Annotated in this window: 18 protein-coding genes and 1 riboswitch; of the genes, 9 read left to right on the top strand and 9 right to left on the bottom strand. The window is 73.4% G+C overall.

Annotated elements, in window-relative coordinates:
• The first annotated feature begins 195 nt into the window (after window positions 1-195).
• Both DXZ73_RS34815 and DXZ73_RS34810 read left to right on the top strand, forming a co-directional pair.
• Window positions 196-2538 (top strand): GH92 family glycosyl hydrolase, encoded by a 2343-nt coding sequence (locus tag DXZ73_RS34815; RefSeq protein ID WP_116214916.1) that lies wholly within the window; start codon window positions 196-198, stop codon window positions 2536-2538.
• 94 nt (window positions 2539-2632) lie between these two features.
• The gene (locus DXZ73_RS34810) at window positions 2633-4081 is read left to right on the top strand and encodes an amino acid permease (protein ID WP_116214915.1); all 1449 of its coding nucleotides are present in this window, start codon (window positions 2633-2635) and stop codon (window positions 4079-4081) included.
• A 9-nt stretch (window positions 4082-4090) separates the two neighbouring features.
• Here the strand turns inward: DXZ73_RS34810 and DXZ73_RS34805 are convergent, their stop codons facing one another.
• Genes DXZ73_RS34805 through DXZ73_RS34795 form a run of 3 tightly spaced genes read right to left on the bottom strand, consistent with a single transcriptional unit; the run spans window position 4091 to window position 8932 of the window.
• Window positions 4091-4975, bottom strand: coding sequence for an Fpg/Nei family DNA glycosylase (locus tag DXZ73_RS34805; protein ID WP_116214914.1), 885 nt, complete (start codon window positions 4973-4975; stop codon window positions 4091-4093).
• Window positions 4976-5020: 45 nt separating this feature from the next.
• Complete coding sequence (locus DXZ73_RS34800; RefSeq protein ID WP_116214913.1) at window positions 5021-7426, bottom strand: excinuclease ABC subunit UvrA; 2406 nt, start codon at window positions 7424-7426, stop codon at window positions 5021-5023.
• 45 nt (window positions 7427-7471) lie between these two features.
• Window positions 7472-8932 carry a glycosyltransferase 87 family protein gene (locus DXZ73_RS34795; RefSeq protein ID WP_116214912.1) on the bottom strand — a complete coding sequence of 487 codons (1461 nt, stop codon included), beginning with the start codon at window positions 8930-8932 and terminating at the stop codon, window positions 7472-7474.
• Window positions 8933-9045: 113 nt separating this feature from the next.
• Here DXZ73_RS34795 and DXZ73_RS34790 point away from each other — a divergent pair, with 113 nt between their 5' ends.
• Complete coding sequence (locus DXZ73_RS34790) at window positions 9046-10191, top strand: molybdopterin-dependent oxidoreductase (protein ID WP_116214911.1); 1146 nt, start codon at window positions 9046-9048, stop codon at window positions 10189-10191.
• A complete protein-coding gene (locus DXZ73_RS34785) occupies window positions 10191-10613 on the top strand; it encodes a hypothetical protein (protein ID WP_205519293.1) in 423 nt (140 codons plus the stop codon). Before DXZ73_RS34790 ends, DXZ73_RS34785 begins: the two co-directional genes overlap by 1 nt.
• A gap of 36 nt (window positions 10614-10649) precedes the next feature.
• On the opposite strand, the gene DXZ73_RS34780 is transcribed toward DXZ73_RS34785, so the two are convergent.
• Together DXZ73_RS34780 and DXZ73_RS34775 are read right to left on the bottom strand one after the other, a co-directional pair.
• The gene (locus DXZ73_RS34780) at window positions 10650-11762 is read right to left on the bottom strand and encodes a sensor histidine kinase (protein ID WP_116214910.1); all 1113 of its coding nucleotides are present in this window, start codon (window positions 11760-11762) and stop codon (window positions 10650-10652) included.
• Window positions 11755-12510: a response regulator transcription factor gene (locus tag DXZ73_RS34775; RefSeq protein ID WP_116214909.1), complete on the bottom strand. Its 756-nt coding sequence runs from the start codon at window positions 12508-12510 to the stop codon at window positions 11755-11757. Before DXZ73_RS34775 ends, DXZ73_RS34780 begins: the two co-directional genes overlap by 8 nt.
• A 123-nt stretch (window positions 12511-12633) precedes the next feature.
• Here DXZ73_RS34775 and DXZ73_RS34770 point away from each other — a divergent pair, with 123 nt between their 5' ends.
• The 3 genes from DXZ73_RS34770 (at window position 12634) to DXZ73_RS34760 (ending at window position 14857) form a co-directional block, all read left to right on the top strand.
• Complete coding sequence (locus DXZ73_RS34770; RefSeq protein ID WP_425315889.1) at window positions 12634-13347, top strand: glycosyltransferase family 2 protein; 714 nt, start codon at window positions 12634-12636, stop codon at window positions 13345-13347.
• Window positions 13348-13526: 179 nt separating this feature from the next.
• Entirely contained in the window at window positions 13527-14195 is a 669-nt protein-coding gene (locus DXZ73_RS34765) for a TIGR04282 family arsenosugar biosynthesis glycosyltransferase (protein ID WP_116216080.1), read from the top strand.
• Window positions 14192-14857, top strand: coding sequence for a class I SAM-dependent methyltransferase (locus DXZ73_RS34760; RefSeq protein ID WP_240351625.1), 666 nt, complete (start codon window positions 14192-14194; stop codon window positions 14855-14857). Before DXZ73_RS34765 ends, DXZ73_RS34760 begins: the two co-directional genes overlap by 4 nt.
• A 91-nt stretch (window positions 14858-14948) precedes the next feature.
• Here DXZ73_RS34760 and DXZ73_RS34755 read toward each other — a convergent pair whose 3' ends face one another.
• From DXZ73_RS34755 to DXZ73_RS34745, 3 genes are all read right to left on the bottom strand, one after another.
• The gene (locus DXZ73_RS34755) at window positions 14949-15341 is read right to left on the bottom strand and encodes a YidB family protein (protein ID WP_116214908.1); all 393 of its coding nucleotides are present in this window, start codon (window positions 15339-15341) and stop codon (window positions 14949-14951) included.
• Window positions 15342-15443: 102 nt separating this feature from the next.
• Window positions 15444-16493 (bottom strand): NAD-dependent epimerase/dehydratase family protein, encoded by a 1050-nt coding sequence (locus DXZ73_RS34750; RefSeq protein WP_116214907.1) that lies wholly within the window; start codon window positions 16491-16493, stop codon window positions 15444-15446.
• Window positions 16494-16584: 91 nt separating this feature from the next.
• Complete coding sequence (locus tag DXZ73_RS34745) at window positions 16585-17718, bottom strand: HoxN/HupN/NixA family nickel/cobalt transporter (RefSeq protein WP_116216078.1); 1134 nt, start codon at window positions 17716-17718, stop codon at window positions 16585-16587.
• Window positions 17719-17750: 32 nt separating this feature from the next.
• Window positions 17751-17969, bottom strand: a riboswitch (cobalamin riboswitch).
• Window positions 17970-18136: 167 nt separating this feature from the next.
• Here DXZ73_RS34745 and DXZ73_RS34740 point away from each other — a divergent pair.
• Together DXZ73_RS34740 and DXZ73_RS34735 are read left to right on the top strand one after the other, a co-directional pair.
• Window positions 18137-19693: an APC family permease gene (locus tag DXZ73_RS34740; protein ID WP_116214906.1), complete on the top strand. Its 1557-nt coding sequence runs from the start codon at window positions 18137-18139 to the stop codon at window positions 19691-19693.
• Between the two features lie 74 nt (window positions 19694-19767).
• On the top strand, window positions 19768-20373 hold the full coding sequence (locus DXZ73_RS34735) for a YIP1 family protein (RefSeq protein ID WP_116214905.1): 606 nt from the start codon (window positions 19768-19770) through the stop codon (window positions 20371-20373).
• A 155-nt stretch (window positions 20374-20528) separates the two neighbouring features.
• Here DXZ73_RS34735 and DXZ73_RS34730 read toward each other — a convergent pair whose 3' ends face one another.
• Window positions 20529-21725, bottom strand: a complete 1197-nt coding sequence (locus DXZ73_RS34730) for a cytochrome P450 family protein (RefSeq protein WP_116214904.1) — start codon at window positions 21723-21725, stop codon at window positions 20529-20531.
• Between the last annotated feature and the right edge of the window lie 101 nt (window positions 21726-21826).

The following is a 21826-nucleotide window of genomic DNA, read 5'->3' as shown; positions in this document are numbered from 1 at the left end:
GCGGGGCGGGTCGCCGCCGTGGTCCCGCACAGCCTTTCACGGGCCTTCCCCGTAAGGGTGAACACCCGTGCCGCCCGGGCCCGGGATCGCCACACCAGGCGCGCCGGGCATCATGACAGCGCGTCAGCCTCTCGATACCCTCGGCGTTGACAACGATGTCAGTTCATATGACGTGTCGGACGAGGGGCGTGGACGATGAGATGGACCGAACACCTGCGGCCGCGCGCCGGCGCGGCCGCCCTCGCCCTCGCGGCGATGCTGGCCGGGACGGCGCTCGTACCCCCGCAGCGGGCCGTGGCGGCCGACGACCTCACCGGCCTGGTGAACCCGTTCATCGGCACCCAGAACGAGGGCAACACCTTCCCCGGCGCCGCCGTGCCGTTCGGGATGGTGCAGCTCTCCCCCGACACCGGGCACAGCACCGGCTACGACTACAAGGACAGCCACATCCGGGGCTTCAGCGCCGTGCACCTGTCCGGTGTGGGCTGCCGCATCGGCGGCGACCTGCCGGTGCTGCCCACCACGGGCGAGGTGACACGGACGGACAACGCCCGCTACGCGGCGGAGTTCAGCCACCGCGACGAGGAGGCCCGGCCCGGCTACTACCGGGTGGGGCTCTCCTCGTACGGCGGCATCACCGCCGAGCTGACGGCGACCGGGCGGACCGGCGTCCAGCGCTACACCTTCCCCGCGACGGACAAGGCCAACGTCCTGCTCAACACCGGGCAGTCGCTGCACCGCACGGTGTCCACCACCGTCGAGGTCGTGGACTCCCGGACGGTCCGCTCCACCATCACCGGCCGGGGCTTCTGCCAGGACACCCGCCCCTACACCCTGCACACGATCACCCGCTTCGACCGCCCCTTCACCGGCTTCGGCACCTGGAACGGCGACCGGATCACCCCCGGGTCCAAGCTCTCCACCTCCACCGGGCGCAACGGCGCGTGGGTGCGCTTCGACACCACGGACGACCGGACCGTCGAGGCCACGACCGCCCTCAGCTACGTCGACGCGGCGGGCGCCGAGGGCAACCTCCGTGCGGAGGGCGGCGGTTTCGACCGCACGGCGCGCGCGGCGCGCGCGGCCTGGGAGCGGCGGCTGGCCGACGTCCGGGCCCAGGGCGGCGGCACGGCGCTGCGGCGCACCTTCTACTCCTCGCTCTACCGCGCCTTCCTCGCCCCGAACATCGGCAGCGACGCCGACGGCCGCTACACCGGCTGGGACCAGCAGCCGCACCGCGCCGAGGGGTTCACCTACTACCAGAACTGGTCGCTGTGGGACACCTACCGCACCCAGGCGCAGCTGCTGGCACTGCTCGCGCCGCGTGAGTCGCGGGACATGGCGCTGTCGGTGCTGCGCGTCGACCGCGACGGCGGCTGGCTGCCCAAGTGGGGCTACGGCACGGTCGAGACGAACATCATGACCGGTGACCCGGTGACGCCGTTCCTCACCAACGCCTATCAGGCGGGGCTGCTGGCGGGCCACGAGGAGGAGGCGTACCGGGCGCTGAGGAAGAACGCCGACGGGGTGCCGCCCGCCGACTCCCCCTACGCGGGCCGGGACGGAAACGCGGAGTACGTGAAGAACGGCTATGTGCCCTACCTGCCGAGCCGCCCCAAGGAGAAGCCCGGCGACTCCGACTTCCAGCAAGGCGCCTCGGCGACCTTGGAGTACGCGCTCGCCGACGCGGTGCTCGCGAAGATGGCGCGCGGTCTGGGCCACGACGCGGACGCCGAGCGCTATGCCGAGCGCGCCCGGAACTACCGCAAGGTCCACGACCCGTCGACCGGCTTCTTCCGCGCCCGGGACACGCAGGGCGCCTTCGCCGGCCCCGCCGACCCGGCGAAGAGCGTCGGCTTCCACGAGGGCACGGCCTGGCAGTACCAGTGGCTGGTCCCCCAGGACCTGCCCGGCATGGTGCGGCTGATCGGCGGCCAGGAGAAGGCGAACGCCCGGCTCGACTCCTTCTTCGCCTACGACCGCCTGCTGAAGGACCCGGCGCGCACGGCCCGCGAGGTGTGGGTCAACGGCCCGTACGACTACTACAACGCCGACAAGTACAACCCGCAGAACGAGCCCGACCTCATCGCGCCCTACACCTATCTCTCCACCGGCCAGCCGTGGAAGACCACGGACGTGGTGCACGCCGCGCTCACCCTCTTCACCGACACCCCGACCGGCATGACCGGCAACGACGACCTGGGCACCATGTCGGCGTGGATGGTCCTCTCCGCCATCGGCGTCTACCCGGTGCAGCCGGGCGGGGACACCTGGGGCCTGAGCTCCCCGGTGTTCGAGCGGGTGGACCTGCGGCTGGACCGGCGCTGGTATCCGCGCGGGCGGCTGACGGTGACCGCGCCGGACACCTCCGACACCGACCGCTACGTCCAGTCGGTCCGGCTCGACGGATCTCCCCACGACCGCACCTATCTGACGACCGCGCAGCTCAAGGAGAGCACCCGGCTGGACTTCACCATGGGCGACAAGCCCTCGCGCTGGGGCACGACCCCGTCGGCGGTGGCGCCCGCCATCGGCTGAACCCGGGGCGCCGGTGCGGGGCGGCGTCTTCCGAAGCCGTCCCCGCTCGGCGATGATGTTCGGCCCCGTCAGGGTCGACGAGAGGACATGACACATGGCCAGGCTCCGCGCGGGTCAGGGCGTACTGCGCCGCAAACCGATCGAGACAATCGAAGAGGCGGAGACCGTCGAGGGCGGCGGGCCGGCCCAGCGGCTGACCCGCACCCTGGGGCTGTGGCAGCTGACGGCCATCGGCGTCGGCGGCATCATCGGCGCGGGCATCTTCAGCCTGGCCGGGACCATCGCCAACGGTGTCGCCGGTCCCGCCGTGCTCGTGTCCTTCCTCATCGCGGGGGTGGCGAGCGCGGCGGCGGCCTTCTCGTACGCGGAGTTCGCGGGCCTGATCCCCCGGGCCGGTTCGGCCTATACGTACGGCTACGCCGTGCTCGGGGAGATCGGCGGCTGGTTCATCGGCTGGGACCTGCTGCTGGAGTACACGGCGATCGTCGCGGTGGTGGCCATCGGCATCTCGGGCTACATCAACTTCCTGCTCGGGGAGACGAACGCCGAGCTGCCCAAGTGGATGCTGGGCGCGCCGGGGACCGGGGCGGGGCACCGGATCGACCTGTTCGCGGCGGTGCTGTGCCTGCTGATCGCCTGGCTGCTGACCATGGGCATGAAGAACGCGGCGCGCTTCGAGACGATCGTGGTGGGGCTGAAGGTCCTGGTGGTCCTGCTGGTGATCGGGGTGGGGTTCTTCCATGTGAAGTCGTCGCACTACACGCCGTTCTTCCCGTTCGGGGTCAGCGGTGCCTTCACGGGCGCGGCCACGGTCTTCTTCGCCGTCTTCGGCTACGACGCGATGTCCACGGCGGCGGAGGAGTCCAAGGACGCGCAGCGCCACATGCCGAAGGCGATCCTCTACTCGCTGGGCATCTCGATGGTGCTGTACGTGCTGGCCTGCCTGGTGCTGACGGGCATGCAGAGCTACAAGGACATCGACAAGAAGAGCGGCTTCTCGACGGCCTTCAAGTCGGTGGGCCTGAGCGGGATCGCGGACGTCATCGCGGTCGGCGCGATCATCGGCATCCTCACCGTCATGTTCACCTTCATGCTCGGTGTGACCCGGGTGTGGTTCGCGATGAGCCGGGACGGGCTGCTGCCGAAGTGGTTCGCCAAGACGCACCCGACCCGGCACGTGCCGACGCGCGTGACGTGGATCGTGGGCGTGGCCTCGGCGGCCATCGCCGGTCTCGTGCCGATCGGCGAGGCCGCCGAGCTCACCAACATCGGCATCCTGCTGGCCTTCGCGGTGGTGTGCACGGCGGTGATCGTGCTCCGCTACAAGCGCCCGGACCTGCCGCGCTCCTTCCGCTGCCCGTGGGTGCCGGTGGTCCCGACGATCGGGGTCGCCGCGTCGATCTGGCTGATCACCTATCTGGCGTGGCAGACGTGGGTGCGGTTCGCGGTGTGGTTCGCGGTGGGGATGGTCGTGTACTTCGCCTACTCCTACAAGCACTCGGAGCTGGCGCACGCGGACGCGCGGGGAATTCCCCAGGAGTGACCGGCTATTTCAGCTGGGGGCACCTCCCAGCGGTAGCTGGGGGAGGGACAACCGACGGTCGGCGAGCAGTTTGCCGGCCGTCTGGCATGTCGGGCAGTACTGGAGCGAGGAGTCGCGATACGACACCTCGCGGATCGTGTCCCCGCAGACCGGACAGGGCTGCCCGGTGCGCCCGTGCACCCGCAGCCCGCTCTTCTTCTCCGCCTTCAGATCCGCCGCCGCGTGGCCGCGCGCCCGCTCGACGGCCTCGCGCAGCGTCGTGCCCAGCGCCTCGTGGAGCGTGGTGATCTCGTCCTCCGTCAGGCTCGCGGCGAGCTTGAAGGGGGACATCCGGGCGGCGTGCAGGATCTCGTCCGAGTAGGCGTTGCCGATGCCCGCGATCACGCCCTGGTCCCGCAGGACGCCCTTGAGCTGCCGTCGTTCGTCGCGCAGCAGCGCCGCGAAGGCGTCACGGGTGAAGTCCGGCGCGAGCGGGTCCGGGCCGAGCCGGGCGATGCCGGGCACGTCGGACACCTCGTGGACGCAGTGGACGGCGAGCCGCTTCCGGGTGCCCGCCTCGGTGAGGTCGAACCCGGCGCCGTCGGTGAGCCGGAGCCGCAACGCGAGCGGGCCCCTGCCGGGGCGCGGCGGGGCGTCGGGGAGCCGGTCGTGCCAGCGCAGCCAGCCCGCGCGGGCGAGGTGGAAGGCCAGGTGCGGGCCGCCGTCGGTGGCCAGGTCCAGGAATTTGCCGTACCGGGTCACGGCGGTCACCCGCCGCCCCTCGACCGCGCTCAGCGGCGGGTCGTACGTCTTGAGGACGGACACGGCCACCGGGAGCACCCGCTCGACCGTGCGTCCGGTGAGGTGCCCGGCGAGGAACCCGGCGAGGGCTTCGACCTCGGGCAGCTCCGGCATGGCTCCAGTCTGCCGCAGTGGGCGGGCGCGGCAACACGGCCCTGGTCACGTGCCCAGCGCCGCCCGGAGGTACGGCGCCGTCACGCTGTCCGCCGCGCGGGCCACCGCGTGCGGCGTGCCCGCAGCGACCACGCGCCCGCCCGCGTCCCCGCCGCCGGGCCCGAGGTCGATGACGTGGTCCGCGCCGGCCGCCACCGCCATGTCGTGCTCCACGACCACCACGGAGTTGCCCGCGTCGACCAGCCCGTGCAGCTGCCGCAGCAGGAGTTCGGTGTCGGCCGGGTGCAGTCCGGTGGTGGGCTCGTCGAGGACGTAGAGGGTGTGGCCCCGCCGGGTGCGCTGGAGTTCCGTGGCGAGCTTGATGCGCTGCGCCTCGCCGCCGGAGAGCTCCGTGGCGGGCTGGCCCAGGCGCAGGTAGCCGAGGCCGACGTCCTGGAGGGTGCGCAGGCTGCGGGCCGCGGCGGGCACGTCGGCGAGGAAGCCGGCGGCCGCGTCGACGGTCAGGTCGAGGACCTCGGCGATGTTCGCGCCGCGGTAGGTGATCTCCAGTGTCTCCGGGTTGTAGCGCGCCCCGTGGCACGCGGCGCAGGGCGCGTACGTACCGGGCAGGAACAGCAGCTCGACGGCGACGAAGCCCTCGCCCTGGCACACCTCGCACCGCCCGGCGGTGACGTTGAAGGAGAAGCGGCCCACGGTGTAGCCGCGGGCGCGGGCGTCGTCGGTGGCCGCGAAGACCTTGCGCACGGCGTCGAACAGGCCCGTGTACGTGGCGAGGTTGGAGCGCGGCGTGCGGCCGATCGGCTTCTGGTCGACCGTGACGAGCCGGTGGACGGCTTCCAGGCCCTCGGCGCCCGTGACCGGGTCGCCCGCGAGGTGGGCGGTCACGGTCTCCGCGAGCACCTGTCCGACCAGGGTCGACTTGCCCGAGCCGGAGACGCCGGTGACGGCGGTGAAGACGCCGAGGGGGAATTCCACGTCGAGGCCGCGGAGGTTGTGCCGGGTGACGCCGCGCAGCCGCAGCGCGCCGGAGGGCTCGCGGGGTGCGCGGGCCACGGGCGCGGGGCCGTCGGGGAAGACGAAGGGGCGGGTCGCGGATCCGGTCACGTCCGCGAGCCCGGCGACGGGCCCGCTGTAGAGAATCTGTCCGCCGTGTTCGCCGGCCCGTGGCCCGACGTCGACGATCCAGTCGGCGCGGCGCACGACGTCCAGGTGGTGTTCGACGACGAACAGCGAGTTGCCCGCGGCCTTCAGCCGGTCCAGGACGGTGAGCAGCGCGGCGCTGTCGGCGGGGTGCAGCCCGGCCGAGGGTTCGTCCAGGACGTAGACGACGCCGAAGAGGCCCGAGCGCAGCTGGGTGGCGAGCCGCAGCCGCTGGAGTTCGCCCGCCGAGAGGGTGGGGGTGGGCCGGTCCGTACCGAGGTAGCCGAGGCCGAGTTCGGTGAGCACCTCGATGCGGGCGACGAGGTCGGTGGCGAGGGTGGCGGCCACGCCGTCGCCCTCGCACGCGGGGCGCAGGGTGTTCGCGAGGTCGGCGAGGGGCAGGGCGGCGAGCGCGGAGATGTCCCGGCCGGCGAAGGTGACGGCCAGTGCCTCGGGCCGCAGGCGCCGTCCGTCGCACATCGGGCAGGCTCCGCTGACCAGGTGCCGCTCGGCGCGGGCGCGCAGGGCGGTGCTCCTGGAGTCGGCGACGGTGTGCAGGACGTAGCGCTTGGCGCTCATGTAGGTGCCCTTGTAGGGGCGTTGGATGCGGTCGGCGTCGCGCACGGGGTGGACGGTGACGACGGGCTGTTCGTCGGTGAAGAGGATCCAGTCGCGGTCGGCCCGCGGCAGGTCGCGCCAGGGCCGGTCGAGGTCGTGGCCGAGGGCGCCGAGGATGTCGCGGAGGTTCTTGCCCTGCCAGGCGCCCGGCCAGGCGGCGATCGCGCCGTCGCGGATCGACAGCGACGCGTCGGGCACCAGCGATTCCTCGGTGACCCGGTGGACCTGCCCCAGGCCGTGGCACTCCGGGCACGCCCCGGCGGCCGTGTTCGGCGAGAAGGCGTCGGAGTCCAGCCGCGCGGCGCCCTCGGGGTAGGTGCCGGCGCGGGAGAGGAGCATGCGCAGGGAGTTGGAGAGCGTGGTGACGGTGCCGACGGAGGACCGTGAGGTGGGCGCGGACCTGCGCTGTTCCAGGGCCACGGCGGGCGGCAGGCCGCTGATCTCCTCGACCTTGGGCGCGCCCACCTGGTGGATGAGCCGGCGGGCGTACGGTGCCACGGACTCGAAGTAGCGGCGCTGGGCCTCGGCGTAGACGGTCCCGAAGGCGAGCGAGGACTTCCCGGAGCCGGAGACTCCGGTGAAGACGACGAGGGCGTCGCGCGGGATGTCGACGTCGACGGCCCGCAGATTGTGCTCGCGCGCGCCTCGGACCCGGATGTAGGGGTCGTGCGCGCCGCCTTCGGGGGTCGTCATCGGGGGTGCTCTCCGCGGGTCGGCGCCGTACGTTTCGCCCCGATTTTATGGGCGTGGGGGTTCCGGTTCGCGGTGGGGGGCGGTCCGCCGGGCCGGGCCTGCGGCCCCGGGCGCGGCCCGGTCGGTGGCGGCGGCCTCGCGGCGGCGCAGCGCCCAGCCCCCCGCCACCATCAGGGCGGCCACCGCGTAGGCGGTCGTCCCGAGCAGGTTGGGGTCAGGCGCGGCCCGGCCGCCGATGTACTTGGCGGCCCCGGCCATCGCGACGCCCAGCCACTCCCACCGCCCGTCGAGGGCCACCAGGCCGACGAGGAGCAGCGCGTACCAGGAGTAGCCCGGTGTCAGCAGCAGGAACGCCGTCCCCGTGACGAGCAGCGCGCCGCGCCAGGGCCGCCCGGGGTCGCCGCGCCGGAGCACGTACCCCACCACCACGGCCAGAACGGCGAGGGTGGCGGGCAGGGCCCAGGTGTCGGGGAGCACCAGGCGCAGCAGGGCGTAGCGGTTCTTCACGGTGGCGTCGTCGTAGCCCTCCTCCTGTGTGTAGCCGCTCAGGTAGCCGAGGACGGAGCTGTCCGAGATCAGGACGTACGGCAGATAGCCGATGGCGACGACGGCCGCGGCGGGCAGCAGCACCGTGAGGGCCCGCCGCGCCCTGCCGCGCGCGGGTCCCGGTGCCGCGAGGCCGCTGAGGGCTCCGGGGAGGGTGACGGCGGGGAGCAGTTTGGTGGCGATGCCCGCGCCGAGCAGGGCGCCGCCGAGGGTGCGGCGGGCGCCGACGACGGTGAAGGCGGCGACGGTGAGCAGCACGCTCAGCATGTCGGCGTGGGCGCTGTTGACGGCTTCGACGGCGACGGCCGGGCACCAGGCCCAGTACGCCGCGGCCCGGCCGTCGCCGCGCCTGCGCAGCGCGTACAGCAGCAGCCCCGAGGTGGCCACGGCGAGCAGCGCGCCGCCCACCTGGAGCGGCTTGTGGCGGGCGCCGGGCGGTGAGAGTTCCTGGACGAGGAGGAAGTAGCCCTCGGCGACGGGCGGGTAAATGGTGTGCACGTACGGCCGGTTGATGCGTGTGCACGCGGGCTGCCCGGTGTCCGTGGCGATGCGGAACCGCTCCGGCCGCGCACACTGAGCGCCCTTGGGGAAGAGCCAGGGGTCGCGCAGGTGCGCGAGCGCGGGGTCGGCCGGTGCGTGGTCGTACGGGGAGATGCCCGCGGCCTGCACGCGTCCGTCCCAGACGTAGCGGAAGGCGTCCGAGCTGGTGCGGGGCTCCGCGAGCAGTCCGGTGGCGGCGACGGCGACCGACCCGGCCAGGACCAGGGGCGCGACGTGCCGGGCGGACACCGAGCGCAGGGACCAGGCGGCCGCGGCGAAGAGGGCCCACGCGGCCGCGTACCAGCCGGTGAGGGCGGCCGGGTCCGTGAAGTAGGCGTCACCGCGGACGGCCGTGGCGAGGACCGTGGTGAGGGCGGCGAGCAGGGCGATGGTGACGGTGGCGGCGGTACGGGGCTTCACGGGTCCACCCTGGCACCGCGAGCCCTCCCCGGCCCGCGGACCTGCGCGGACGTCCGCGTTTCGTAAGGTGTCGATCACCCCCGGCGGGCCCTCGCGCGCGGTCTGATGGAGCCATGAAGCTCCCCCTCCCCCGATTCCCCCTGGCCCCGCCGTCGTTCCGCGGCAGGCTCCACGACGCCCGCACGGCGACCGCGATCGGCCGCTGGCTGGGGGTGGCGGTCGCCGTCTGCTTCGTGACCGGCCTGATCAGTCATTACCTCCAGCAGCCGGGCATGCTGGCGGACGTGCTGCCCAGCCGCCCCCGGTGGGGGTACCGGGTGACGCAGGGGCTGCATGTGGCGAGCGGCATCACGGCGATCCCCCTGCTGCTGGCGAAGCTGTGGACGGTGTATCCGCGGCTGTTCGTGTGGCCTCCGGTGCGGTCGGTGCGGCACGCGCTGGAGCGGGTGTCGGTGGCGGTGCTGGTGGCGTCGGCCCTGTTCGAGCTGATGTCGGGGCTGCTGAACACCGCGCAGTGGTATCCGTACGCGTTCTCCTTCGTGCCCGTGCACTTCGCGGTGGGCTGGCTGCTGATCGGCTCCGTCGTCCTGCACGTGGCGGTCAAGGCGCCGGAGATCAGGGCGCACTGGCGGCGCCGGTCGGCGGGCACCCTGGCGCTGCCCGCCGAGGACGCCGTCGACCGGCGGTCGCTGCTGACGGCCGTGGGCGTGGCGGCCGGTGCGGTGACGGTGACGACGGTCGGGCAGTCGTTCACGCCGCTCGGCGGACTGGACCTGCTGGCGCCCCGCCAGCCGGACCACGGCCCGCAGGGCCTGCCCATCAACCGGACCGCCGCGCTGGCCAGGGTGGACGCCACGACGGTGCGGGACTGGCGGCTGCGGGTCGACGGCCCGCGCCCGTACGAGCTGACGCTGGCCGGCCTGCGCGCGCTGCCGCAGCGGGAGGTGACCCTGCCCATCGCGTGCGTGGAGGGGTGGAGCAAGTCGGCGCACTGGACGGGGGTACGGGTGCGGGACCTGCTGGACCGGGCGGGCGCCCCGCCCGGCGCCCTGATCCGGGTGACGTCGCTGGAGGCCCGCGGCGGGTACCGGGTGATGGTGATGCCGCACACCTACGCCCGGGACCCGCTCACCCTCCTCGCCCTGCGCCTCAACGGCGAGGTGCTCTCCCTCGACCACGGCTATCCGGCGCGGATCATCGCCCCGAACCGGCCGGGCGTGCTCCAGACCAAGTGGGTCGCCCGGATGGAGGTGCTGTGATGCGCGGGTTGCGGATCTCGGCGGGCGCGCTGGGCGTCGCGCTGATGGCGGCGGGGGTGTGGGCGCTGCTGTTCGGCGCGGACGCGCAGGACCCGTGGGTGGTGGCGAAGTGGCTGCTCGGCGTGCTCGTCGTGCACGACGGTCTGGTGGTGCCGCTCACCTTGGCGGTGGGCTTCGCGGTGTCGCGCGTGCCGGTGCGGGGGGTGGTCCGGGGGACGCTGCTGGTGGCCGCCGCGCTGACGGCGGTGGCCGGACCGGTGCTGCTGCGGCCGGGTCCGGTGCAGAACCCCACGGTCCTGCCGTTGGACTACGACCGCAACTGGGTGCTGCTGGTCGTGCTGACGGCGGGGGTGGGGGTCCTGGCCGGACTGGCGGTGAAGTGGCGCCGCGGGGACCGGAGTTCCGGACCCGGCGACGAGTGAGGACGCGGGGGGCTTGCCTGCCCGGCCGGAAGGGCTTCAGGCGGGTGCCGCGGGGAGGATCACGTCGAAGCGGCAGCCGCCGGGCACATTGCGGACCGTCGCCCGCCCGGAGTGCGCCTCCACGATCCCGCGCACGATCGCCAGCCCCAGGCCGGCCCCCGCCGGAGGAGTGCGCGCCTCCGAGCCCCGCCAGCCCGTGTCGAAGACCCGTGGGAGGTCGTCCTCGGGGATGCCGCCGCAGCCGTCCGTCACGGACAGCACCACCGTGTCCGCCTCCCGCCGCGCCGCCATCGCGACCGTCCCGTCCTCGGGGGTCCGGCGGATCGCGTTGACGAGGAGGTTGCCGAGGACGCGGGTCATCTCCTTGCCGTCGACCTCCACGGGGACCGCGTCGACGCGGTCGCCGACCAGCCGCACGCCGTGTTCGCGGGCCAGCGGCCCCGCACCGGCGAGCGCGTCGCCCACCAGGTCGTACACCGACATCCGGCTCGGGCACAGCGGCAGCGCCCCCGCGTGGATGCGGGAGAGCTCGAAGAGGTCGCCGACCATGGAGTTGAGCCGGTCCACCTCCGTGCGGATCTGGCGGAAGTAGCGCGGCGGGTCCTCGGCCATGCCGTCCTCCAGCGCCTCGGACATGGCCCGCAGCCCGGCCAGCGGGGTCCGCAGGTCGTGCGAGATCCAGGCGACGAGCTCGCGGCGCGAGGTCTCCAGCGCCTTCTCCCGCTCCCGGGACCGCGTGAGGCGCTCGCTGGTGGCGGCCAGTTCGCGGCCGAGCTCGGCCAGTTCCGCGGTGGCGCCGCCGCCGGGGGCGGCGAAGCTGCCGTCGTCGCCGAAGGAACGGGCCGCGCGGGTCAGGGCGTTGCTGCGGGCCACCACCCAGCGGCCCAGCAGCAGCGCGGTCGCGAGCGAGACGACGGCGGCCATCGCGCACACCGTCGTGACGACGGTCAGGTCGTGCGAGGAGAGGAACATCGCCCGGGCCACGGCGAGCGTCCCGGCCAGCATCGCCGTGACCGACACGGCCGCCACCACCGTCAGCGACACGGCGACGGAGCGGTGGCGCAGCGCCCGGAGCGCGACGGCGCCCAGCAGCCCGGCCGCGGCGGCGCCGAGGAAGGCGAAGAGGGCCATGAGCAGGACGTCACGCATGGCCGGACCCGCTCTCCGTGGGGGCCTCGAAGGCGGGGGTCTCGGAGGCGGGGATCTCGAAGCGGTAGCCGACGCCCCAGACGGTCTGGATGAGGCGGGGCCGCGCCGGGTCGTCCTCGACCTTGCTGCGCAGCCGCCGCACGTGCACGGTCACCGTCGACAGGTCGCCGAACTCCCAGCCCCACACCTCGCGCATCAGCTCCTCGCGCCCGCAGGCCCGGCCGGGGTGGCGCAGCAGGAACGCGAGCAGGTCGAATTCCCGTACGGTGAGGGCGAGTTCGGTGCCGTCCTTGGACGCGCGGCGGGCCACCGGGTCGAGGGTGATGCCCGCCGCCCGCAGCGGGGGCGCGGAGCTCGGGCCCGAGGCCCGCACCCGGGCGCGGCGCAGCACGGACTCGACGCGCAGCACGAGCTCCCGGGGGCTGAACGGCTTGGTCACGTAGTCGTCCGCGCCGACCTCGAGGCCGAGGATGCGGTCGTCCTCGTCGCCGCGCGCCGTCAGCATGATCACCGGGACGGGGCCGGTGTCGCGCAGCCGGCGGCACACCTCCAGGCCGTCCATGCCGGGCAGCATCAGGTCGAGCACGACCAGGTCGGGGCGCAGGGCCGCGGCCCGCTCCAGCGCGCCGGGCCCGTCCGCGGCCCGGTCCACGGTGAAGCCGGCCCGGTCGAGATAGCCGGCCACGACCTCGGCGACGGTCGGGTCGTCGTCCACGACGAGCACGCGGGCGGGGGGTGGGGTCTGCATGCCGCAAGCGTCGCACGCCGGGCGGGTGTCCCCGGGCGGGGCCGGTCGCGGGCCGGGCGATGTCCGCGTTTCGTAAGAACACTGGGTCCGAAATGTCGGAATTCTCTCCGTAGGGTGAACAGCGTGACAGACCAGACCACCACCTCGCGCACCGACCGCGTGGACGTCGTCCTCCCGTGCCTCGACGAAGCCGCCGCGCTCCCCTGGGTCCTGGCCCGCATCCCCGACGGCTGGCGGGCCGTCGTCGTGGACAACGGCTCGACCGACGGCTCGGCGGACGTGGCCCGCTCGCTCGGGGCCACCGTCGTCCACGAGCCGCGCCGCGGCTTCGGCGCGGCGTGCCACGCCGGGCTGCGGGCCGCCGACGCGGAGCTCGTCGCCTTCTGCGACTGCGACGCCTCCCTCGACCCCGGGCTGCTGCCCGCCATGGCGGCGGCCGTGCGCTCCGGCGCCGCCGATCTCGTCCTGGGCCGCAGGCGCCCTCAGGGCCGCGGCGCCTGGCCGCTCCACGCCCGTCTCGGCAACGCCGTACTCGCCCGCCTGCTCCACCGGCGCACGGGCGTGCGCCTGCGCGACCTCGGCCCCCTGCGCGTCGCGCGCCGCGAGGCGCTGCTCGGCCTCGGTCTGACCGACCGGCGCAGCGGCTATCCGCTGGAGATGGTCGTCCGCGCCGCCGACGCGGGCTGGCGGGTGACGGAGACGGACGTGCCCTACCGGCCCCGCACGGGCGCCTCGAAGGTGACCGGCACCTGGCGCGGCACCTGGCGCGCGGTCCACGACATGCGGGCCGTCCTGCGGACGGAGAGCACTGTGGGTGCGGAGGTGGCGGCGTCATGACCACCTCGGCCAGGGACCGGGCGGGCGGCCAGGACGGCCCGCGTCCGCAGGATCCGCCGATGGGCGCGGCGCCGTACGGGGATGCGGGCGCGGCCCGGGCCGTCGCCCAGGACGCCGCCCTGAAGTGGCACGACGGTGTTCAGCCGGACGGCCGAACCGCGCACCGCGCTTCGACGGGCATGCCTCCGGTCGGCGGTCCCGGCGCTCCGTGCGGACCCACCACGCTCCTGGTCATCGCCAAGGAGCCGCTGCCCGGACGGGTGAAGACGCGGCTCACCCCGCCGTACAGCCCGGAGCGGGCCGCCCGGATCGCCGAGGCGGCCCTCGCCGACACCCTGCGGGCCGTGCTCGCCATGCCCGCGCGGAGGCGTGTGCTCGTCCTCGACGGTCGGCCCGGGGACTGGCTGCCCCCCGGTTTCGACGTGGTGCCGCAGTGCGCGGGCGGGCTCGACGAGCGGCTCGCGGCCGCCTTCGCCGGGTGCGCGGGGCCCGCGCTGCTCATCGGCATGGACACCCCGCAGGTCACCGCCGGGCTGCTGGCCCCCGCGCTGGCGGACGGCGCGTGGCACGGGTGCGACGCGTGGTTCGGCCCGGCCGCCGACGGCGGTTTCTGGGCGCTCGGCCTGGCCGAGCCCCGGCCCGAGCTGTTGCGCGGCGTCCCCATGTCCACCGCCCGCACCGGGGCGGTCCAGCGCCGCCGCCTCACGGACGCCGGGCTCGTCGTGCGCGACCTGCCCGAACTCCGTGACGTGGACACCGCCGACGACGCGGCCCGGGTCGCGGCCGCGGCACCGCACGGACTCTTCGCGGCGACCGTCGCGGCGGGGAACCGGGAGCACGCCCGGTGACCACCAGCGAACTGACCCGGCCCCGGGCCACCGGCGCCTGGAGCGCCGACCCCTACGCCGACGCCGTCCACCTCGGGCGCGGGCCCCTCTTCCTGCGCCGCGCGGACGGCTGGCTGCTGCCTCTCGAGGTGGAGCGCTGGTGCGGAGGTGCGGACCCCGCCGACAGGACCGTGCTCGACCGCTGCGAGGGCAAGGTCATCGACATCGGCTGCGGCCCCGGCCGCCTCGTCGCCGCCCTGGCGGCGCTCGGCCGCCCGGCCCTGGGCGTCGACCTGAGCCCGGCGGCCGTCGCCCGCACCCGCCGCACGGGAGGCGCGGCGCTCTGCCGGTCCGTCTTCAACCCCCTGCCGGGCGAGGGGCGTTGGGGAACCGCGCTGCTCGTCGACGGCAACATCGGGATCGGCGGCGACCCCCGCACCCTCCTCGCCCGGGTCGCCGCCATCACCGCGCCGCGCGGGCTCCTCCTCGTCGAGGCCGCGGCGGCGGACGTCGACGAGCGGGTGCAGGTGCGGGTGGACGACGGCCGGGGCCGGCTCGGGCCCGCGTTCCCCTGGGCGCGCGTGGGAGTGACCGCGCTGCTGCGGCACGCGGGCGCGGTGGGGTGGCGGATGGTGGACCGCTGGGAGTCGGGCGACCGGCACTTCGCGGCGCTGCGGCTCTGACACGGCCGCCCCGGCCCCCGGCGCGACTGCGCCGGGGGCCGGGGCGGAGCCGCACATCGGATACGGCCGGAAAAGAGTGTCCCTCTCCGGATCAGCCGCCCTGGTGCTGGGCGATCACTTCTTCCAGAGAGCCTTCGGGAACCTCACCCGTGGGCGTCAGTTTGTCGACCGCCCGCGGGATCACCTGCGCCAGCTGATCCGCCGCTTCCTCCGGTGTGATGCCCGCCTTCTGGGCGACGTGGTCGAGCGCCTGGTACGGCAGCGCCTGCGCCACCTCCGGCCCGCTGACCGGTTCGTTGGCCCCGGTGCTCACCCAAGACTGGGTCTTCGGGCCGAGGCCGCCCTCCCCGAGCTGCTGCAACAGGCCGGAGAGCGACTCCCCTCCCCCGCTGCCGAGCGCGCCGAGCAGCGAGCCCAGCAGAGTGCCGCCCTTACCGCCGCCGAGCAGCCCGCCGAGCAGGGATCCCAGGTCGTTGTCCGCCATGTCTGCCGCCTTTCCTGGAAGCGCACCGATATGCCATCCATCTATCCCGGGAGGGCAGCTCCGGCGCGGGCGGGCGGGATGTTCACCCGTACGCAGCCACGGTCAGACGCGCTGGGGCGCCCGCGCGAACTCCGCCATGCCCTCCGGGAAGCCCACCTCCGCGCGCCAGCCCAGCTCTTCGCGCAGGCGCCGCGACGAGGCGGTGATGTGACGGACGTCGCCGAGGCGGTATTCACCCGTGACGACGGGCGCCGGTCCGCCGTGCGCGGCGGCCAGGGTGGTGGCCATCTCGCCGATGGTGCGGGGGGTGTCGCTGCCGCAGTTGTACGCGCGCAGGGTGCCCGCGGGGCGATCGGCGAGGCGTTCCAGGGCGAGGGCGTTGGCGGCGGCCACGTCCCGTACGTGCACGAAGTCCCGGCGCTGGCGGCCGTCCTCGAAGACGCGGGGTGCCTCGCCGCGGGCGAGCGAGGAGCGGAAGAAGGACGCGACGCCCGCGTACGGGGTGTCGCGGGGCATCCCCGGCCCGTAGACGTTGTGGTAGCGCAGCGAGAGGGCCGTGCCGCCGGTGGCGCGGGCCCAGGCGGCGGCCAGGTGTTCCTGGGCGAGCTTGGTCGTCGCGTAGACGTTGCGGGGGTCGACGGGCGCGTCCTCCTCGACGAGGCCGGGCGTCAGTTCCCGGTCGCAGCGCGGGCAGTGCGGTTCGTAGCGCCCGGCGTCGAGGTCCGCGGCCGCCCGGGGGCCGGGGCGCACCGGGCCGTGCCGGGGGCATTCGTAGCGGCCCTCGCCGTAGACGACCATGGAGCCGGCGAGGACCAGGTGGCGTACGCCCGCGGCGGCCATCTCGGCGAGGAGGACGGCCGTGCCGAGGTCGTTGCAGCCCACATAGGCGGGCGCGTCGGCGAAGTCCTTGCCGAGGCCGACCATCGCGGCCTGGTGGCAGACGGCGTCGACGCCGCGCAGGGCCCCGGCCACGGCCGTGCGGTCGCGGAGGTCGGCGTCGGTCCACTCGACCCCGGCGGGCCGGGGCGGAGCCTCGGGGTGGGCCGCGGGCAGCAGCGCGTCGAGGACGACGGGCTGGTGCCCGCAGGTGGTGAGTGCGGTGACGATGTGCGAGCCGATGAAGCCCGCGCCTCCGGTGACGAGTACGCGCATGGACCCGACGTTAGGGGCGCGGGCGGCGGCGCGCCCGCACCGGCGCCGCCCTGTCACCGGTCCGTAAGGACCTCGGGGTCCGTACGGGCCCTCAGCCCTCGGTCGTGGCGGCCGACGCGCGCGCCGCCCAGCGCTGTTCGACCTTGCCGAAACGCCAGTAGGCGAGCGCGATCGCCCAGACCACCACGAACAGGCCGACGATGACGAAGCCGACGTTGTCGAGGTTCAGGCCCGAGATCCAGCCGGTGACCGCGTCGTTCATGTCGAGCTTCTCGTGCAGCACGGTGACCAGCTCGATGGTGCCGATGAGGAAGGCCACGGCGATCGAGAGACCGGTGATGGTGAGGTTGTAGTAGACCTTGCGGACGGGGTTGGAGAACGCCCACTGATAGGCGAAGTTCATGAAGGTGCCGTCGAGGGTGTCGAAGAGGCTCATTCCGGCGGCGAACAGCAGCGGCAGGCACAGGATCGCGTACCAGGGCAGCCCGGCGGCCGCGCCGCTGCCCGCCATCACCATCAGGGTGACCTCGGTGGCGGTGTCGAAGCCGAGGCCGAAGAGGAAGCCCAGCGGAAACATCTGGCCGGGGCGGGTGATGGAGCGGGTGAAGCGGCCGAGGATGCGGTTCATGAAGCCGCGCGAGTCCAGGTGCTGCTCCAGCTCGGCCTCGTCGTAGCGGCCCTCGCGCATCGCGCGGAAGATGCGCAGGATGCCCGCGAGGGCGACAAGGTTGAGGGCGGCGATGAGGTAGAGGAAGCCGCCGGAGACGGTCGTGCCGACGACGCCGAGGGTCTGGTGGGTGGTGGACTCCTCGTCCATCAGCTTCCCGGCCAGCTGGGTGCCCCCGGCCACCAGCAGGGTCAGGACGACCACGACGCTGGAGTGGCCGAGCGCGAACCAGAAGCCGACCGAGACCGGGCGCTTGCCGTCGGCCATCAGCTTGCGGGTGGTGTTGTCGATGGCGGCGATGTGGTCGGCGTCGAAGGCGTGCCGCATGCCGAGGGTGTAGGCGGTGACGCCGAGCCCGACGCCGTAGACCTTGGAGTCCACGGTGTAGTGGTTGGGCACGACAAGCAGGTAGAGCACGCCGAAGGCGATGACGTGCAGGGCGGCGATGACGGCCAGCAGGCCGGCGGTGCGCACGGTGTCCTGGCGGCGCCAGCGGAAGCCGGACGGCTTGCCTCCGGGTATGGCGGTGGATTTGGGTATGTCGGTGGGCAGAGTCATCTGCGGGTCACGCTCCAGCACCTCGTGGAATGTTCTCGTGAGATGCCGTGGCCGGTCTCCTGGCTTACGGGTTCGCTCGCGCCCGTCCCCGCCTTCCCGGCAGCCGGCTGCGGCCAGTGGCTCCGCGCACCCGTGGGGGCGGCGCGAAATGGGACGGTAACTCCCCGATCACAGTGGCGAGGGCCGCTCCGGCCTGGAACCACAAGGGTCCTTCACCGGTCTTCCCGAACACCACGGCCGGGCCACCTTACGCTCCGGCCGACGCTTATGGCGAGTAAGAGGCAGTTGACACAGCTGTGCGAGAAGCCGGGCCGGGCGCGCCGCGGACATCCGGACGCAGTGCTGGACGCGCCCCGCGGGCCGGTGCTACCAGTGCAGTTGACGGGTCACCCCATCCGGCACGAGAGAGGGCACGCCCATGGCGGACACCGGGCAGGAACCGGAGCAACGGGTCGGATTCGTACGCCGGATCGGGCTGTTCCAGGCCACCACCATCAACATGAGCCAGATGTGCGGTATCGGACCCTTCGTCACCATCCCCTTGATGGTGACGGCGTTCGGCGGGCCGCAGGCGGTGATCGGCTTCGTCGCGGGCGCGCTGCTGGCGCTCGCCGACGGGCTGATCTGGGCGGAGCTGGGCGCCTCGCTGCCCGGGGCGGGCGGCAGTTATGTGTATCTGCGGCAGGCGTTCCAGTACCGCAGCGGGAAGCTGATGCCGTTCCTCTTCGTGTGGACGGCGATGCTGTTCATCCCGCTGGGCATGTCGACCGGGATCATCGGCTTCGTGCAGTACCTCGGCTATCTGTGGCCGGGCATGGGGCAGACGGCCGGTGACCTCGTAGGGCTCGCGGTCATCGCGGCCATCGTCGCGGCGCTGTGGCGGCGGGTCGAGAACATCGCGAAGCTCACCGTGGCGCTGTGGGCGGTGATGATCGCCTCGGTCGTCCTCGTGATCCTCGCGGCGTTCACCCACTTCAGCCCCGACCGGGCCTTCACCTATCCCGCCCACGCCTTCGAGCTGACGACCAATCACTTCTGGATCGGCTTCGCGGCGGGCCTGACCATCGGCATCTACGACTACCTCGGCTACAACACCGCCGCCTACATGGGCGCCGAGATCAAGAACCCCGGGCGGACGATGCCGCGCGCGATCGTCTACTCCATCCTCGGCATCATGGCGATCTATCTGCTGCTCCAGATCGGCACGCTGGGGGTCGTCGACTGGAAGCAGATGCTCGACGAGAACTCGACGGCGCACTCGTCCGTCGCCTCCGCCGTCCTGGAGGCGGCTTGGGGCAGGGGCGCGGCCCGCACGGTCACGGTGCTGATCCTCGTCACGGCGGTCGCCTCCGTCCTCACCGGCCTCCTCGGCGGCTCCCGCGTGCCCTGTGACGCCGCGCGGGACAAGGTCTTCTTCCGCTCCTTCGGCACCCTGCACCCCCGCCACCACTTCCCGGTGCTGGGGCTGGTGTCGATGGGGGTCATCACCGCCGTCGGCTTCCTGATCGGCCGTCATACGGACCTGACGACGCTGATCCAGCTGCTGACCACCGTGATGGTGATCGTGCAGGCGCTGGCCCAGGTGGCGGCGGTGTCGGTGCTGCGCCGCCGGCAGCCGGGGCTGCGGCGTCCGTACCGGATGTGGCTCTATCCGCTGCCGAGCCTGGTGGCGCTGGTGGGCTGGCTGGTGATCTACGGCTACGCGGACAAGAACTCCCCCGGCCGGCACCCCATCGAATGGTCGCTCGCCTGGGTCGCCGCGGGCGGTGTGGCGTTCGTGCTCTGGGCGCGTCACGAGAAGGTGTGGCCGTTCGGTCCGCGCGAGATCTCGGAGGAGTACCTGCACGCCCCGGACCCCGACGCCGGTGCCGATCCCGACGGCTCCGCGGACCCGGACGCGGGCCCCGACCCGGACGCCGGACCGGGCGTGGGCCCGGGCGCCGACACCGATCCCAGAGCGCCCGCACCGGTCTGACATGGCCTCATGCGCGGGATGCCGAGCGGCCCGGCCACCGGTGGCCGGGCCGCTCGGTGATAGAAATTGCATCCATGCCCGTGACCCCCTCACCCTCCGCACCCGCTTCCTCCGCACCGCACGCCCCGGCCGCGGCACCGCGCAGACTGCTCTGGCACCGCCTCATATTCGGGCTGTGGCTCCGGCCGGTCGAAGTGCTCGACAAGGCCCGGGACCGCAGCGTCTGGGGCGCGGCGGCGTTCCTGTGCCTGCTCTGCGGTGTGCTGGGGACGCTGGGCAGGGACGACTTCCGGGCGCAGTGGCGGGTCAGCCCCTCGCTCGCGCTGGAGGCGATGGCCATAGCCGACGGCGTCCTGCTCCTCGCCAGTCTGCTGCTCGGTGCCGCCACGCACGCGATCGCCCGCAGGCTCGGCGGCAACGGCAAGTTCGGCCCGACGGTCACCCTGTTCGTGGTGATCTTCTGGGCGACGGATCTGCCGCGGCTGGCCCTCGACGCCTGGCTGCCCGGCGGCTCGTACGCCGTGCGGGCGGCGGCCTGGATCACCGCGGGCTTCGGCTACGCGTTCTCCGCGCTGCTGATCCGGGGCCAGCACCATCTGCCGACGCACAAGGCGGTGGCGGCGGTGAGCATCCAGATGCTGGCGGCGACCGCGCTGCTGAAGTTCCCGACCGGCGGCTGAAGTCCTCGCCCGGCCCCTGTCGTCACGCCCGGAGGAGAGCCGGGGTGGAAGTCGACGGCCCGCCCGGTGCGACGGGGGATGCACACCGGGCGGGCTCACGCACAGTTCTACCTCATCAAGGATGGGTTATGCACCAAAAACCTGTTCGGCTTTTTCTATGACCACCGCACGGGGAGCGAAATCAGGCCACGCGCCCGCACCGAGGGCCGCCACTTCAATTCCTCGCGCGGCACATCGAGCTCCAGCCCCGGGAACCGCTCCAGCAGCGCTGCCAGCGCTGTTTCCATCTCCATCCTGGCCAGCGGCCCTCCCAGGCAGTAGTGGATGCCGTGCCCCAGCCCCAGGTGTCCGGAACGATCACGGTTCGGATCCAGCCGCTCCGGATCGGCGAAGTGACGAGGATCACGATTGGCGGAGGCGATGGAGAGCAGCACGGTCTCGCCCGCCGGCACGGTGACACCGCCGATCTCGACGTCCTCCAGCGGAAACCGCCGGATCGCCAGGGGCACGGGGCCGTCCCACCGGTTGAACTCCTCCACCGCCGCGCCGAGTCCGGCCGGATCCTTGCGCAAGGATCGCATCAAGGCCGGGTGGTCCAGCAGGGCCAGAACGGAGTTGGCGATGAGGTGGACGGAGTTCTCGTAGCCGGCGAAGAGGACGAGGAAGGCCAGGGAGGTCAGCTCGTCCTCGGACAGCCGGTCGTCGCCCTCGCCGTCGCGGGCCGCGATCAGATCGGAGAGCAGGTCGTCCGCGGGTTCGGCGCGCTTGCTCGCGATGAGCCCGGCGAAGAAGCGCATCATGTGCCCGACGGCCTCCTTCATCAGGTGCGGCCGCCCGGGGTCCGGGGTGATGAGGGCGTCGGTCCAGGCCCGGAAGTCGTGCCGGTCCGCCTGCGGCACGCCCAGCAGGTCGCAGATGACGGTGATGGGCAGCGGCCCGGCGTAGGCGGCGAGGAGGTCGGCGCGCCCGTCGGCCTCGACGGCGTCCAGGAGTTCGTCGGCGACCTTGCGCACCGGGGCGCGGAGCTTGTCGATCCGGCCTGGGGTGAACGCCTTGACCACCAGGCGGCGCACGCGGGTGTGGTCGGGCGGGTCCATGTTCAGCAGATTCGCCTCCAGGGCCGGAGGCAGTGCGAAGCCGCTGTAATTGCCGGGCGTGGCATTGCTCTTGTCCAGGGACAGCCGGGGGTCCGCGAGCCCCTGGCGGACGTCGTCGTAGCGGGTCACCAGCCAGGCGGGCCGGCCGTCGGGGCCGGTGATCCGGTGGACGGGTCCGGCCTCGCGCAGCCGGGCGTAGGTGCCGTACGGATCGGTGGTCAGCGCGGTGACGTCGAAGGGGACGGTGTTCTGCATGAAAGACGACTTTAGACGGGGGGCTTTCAACACCCGCATCAGCCGCATCCAGCCCGTCCGGCGCTTGAGGACACCGCCGCGAAGCGGTGGTGCAGAGACAG

It is taken from the genome of Streptoverticillium olivoreticuli subsp. olivoreticuli (genome assembly GCF_003391135.1).
In the GTDB taxonomy this organism is placed as follows: Bacteria; Actinomycetota; Actinomycetes; order Streptomycetales; family Streptomycetaceae; genus Streptomyces; species Streptomyces blastmyceticus.
The sequence above is the reverse complement of the archived record's forward strand: the minus strand, read 5'-3'. Positions and strand labels throughout refer to the sequence as shown.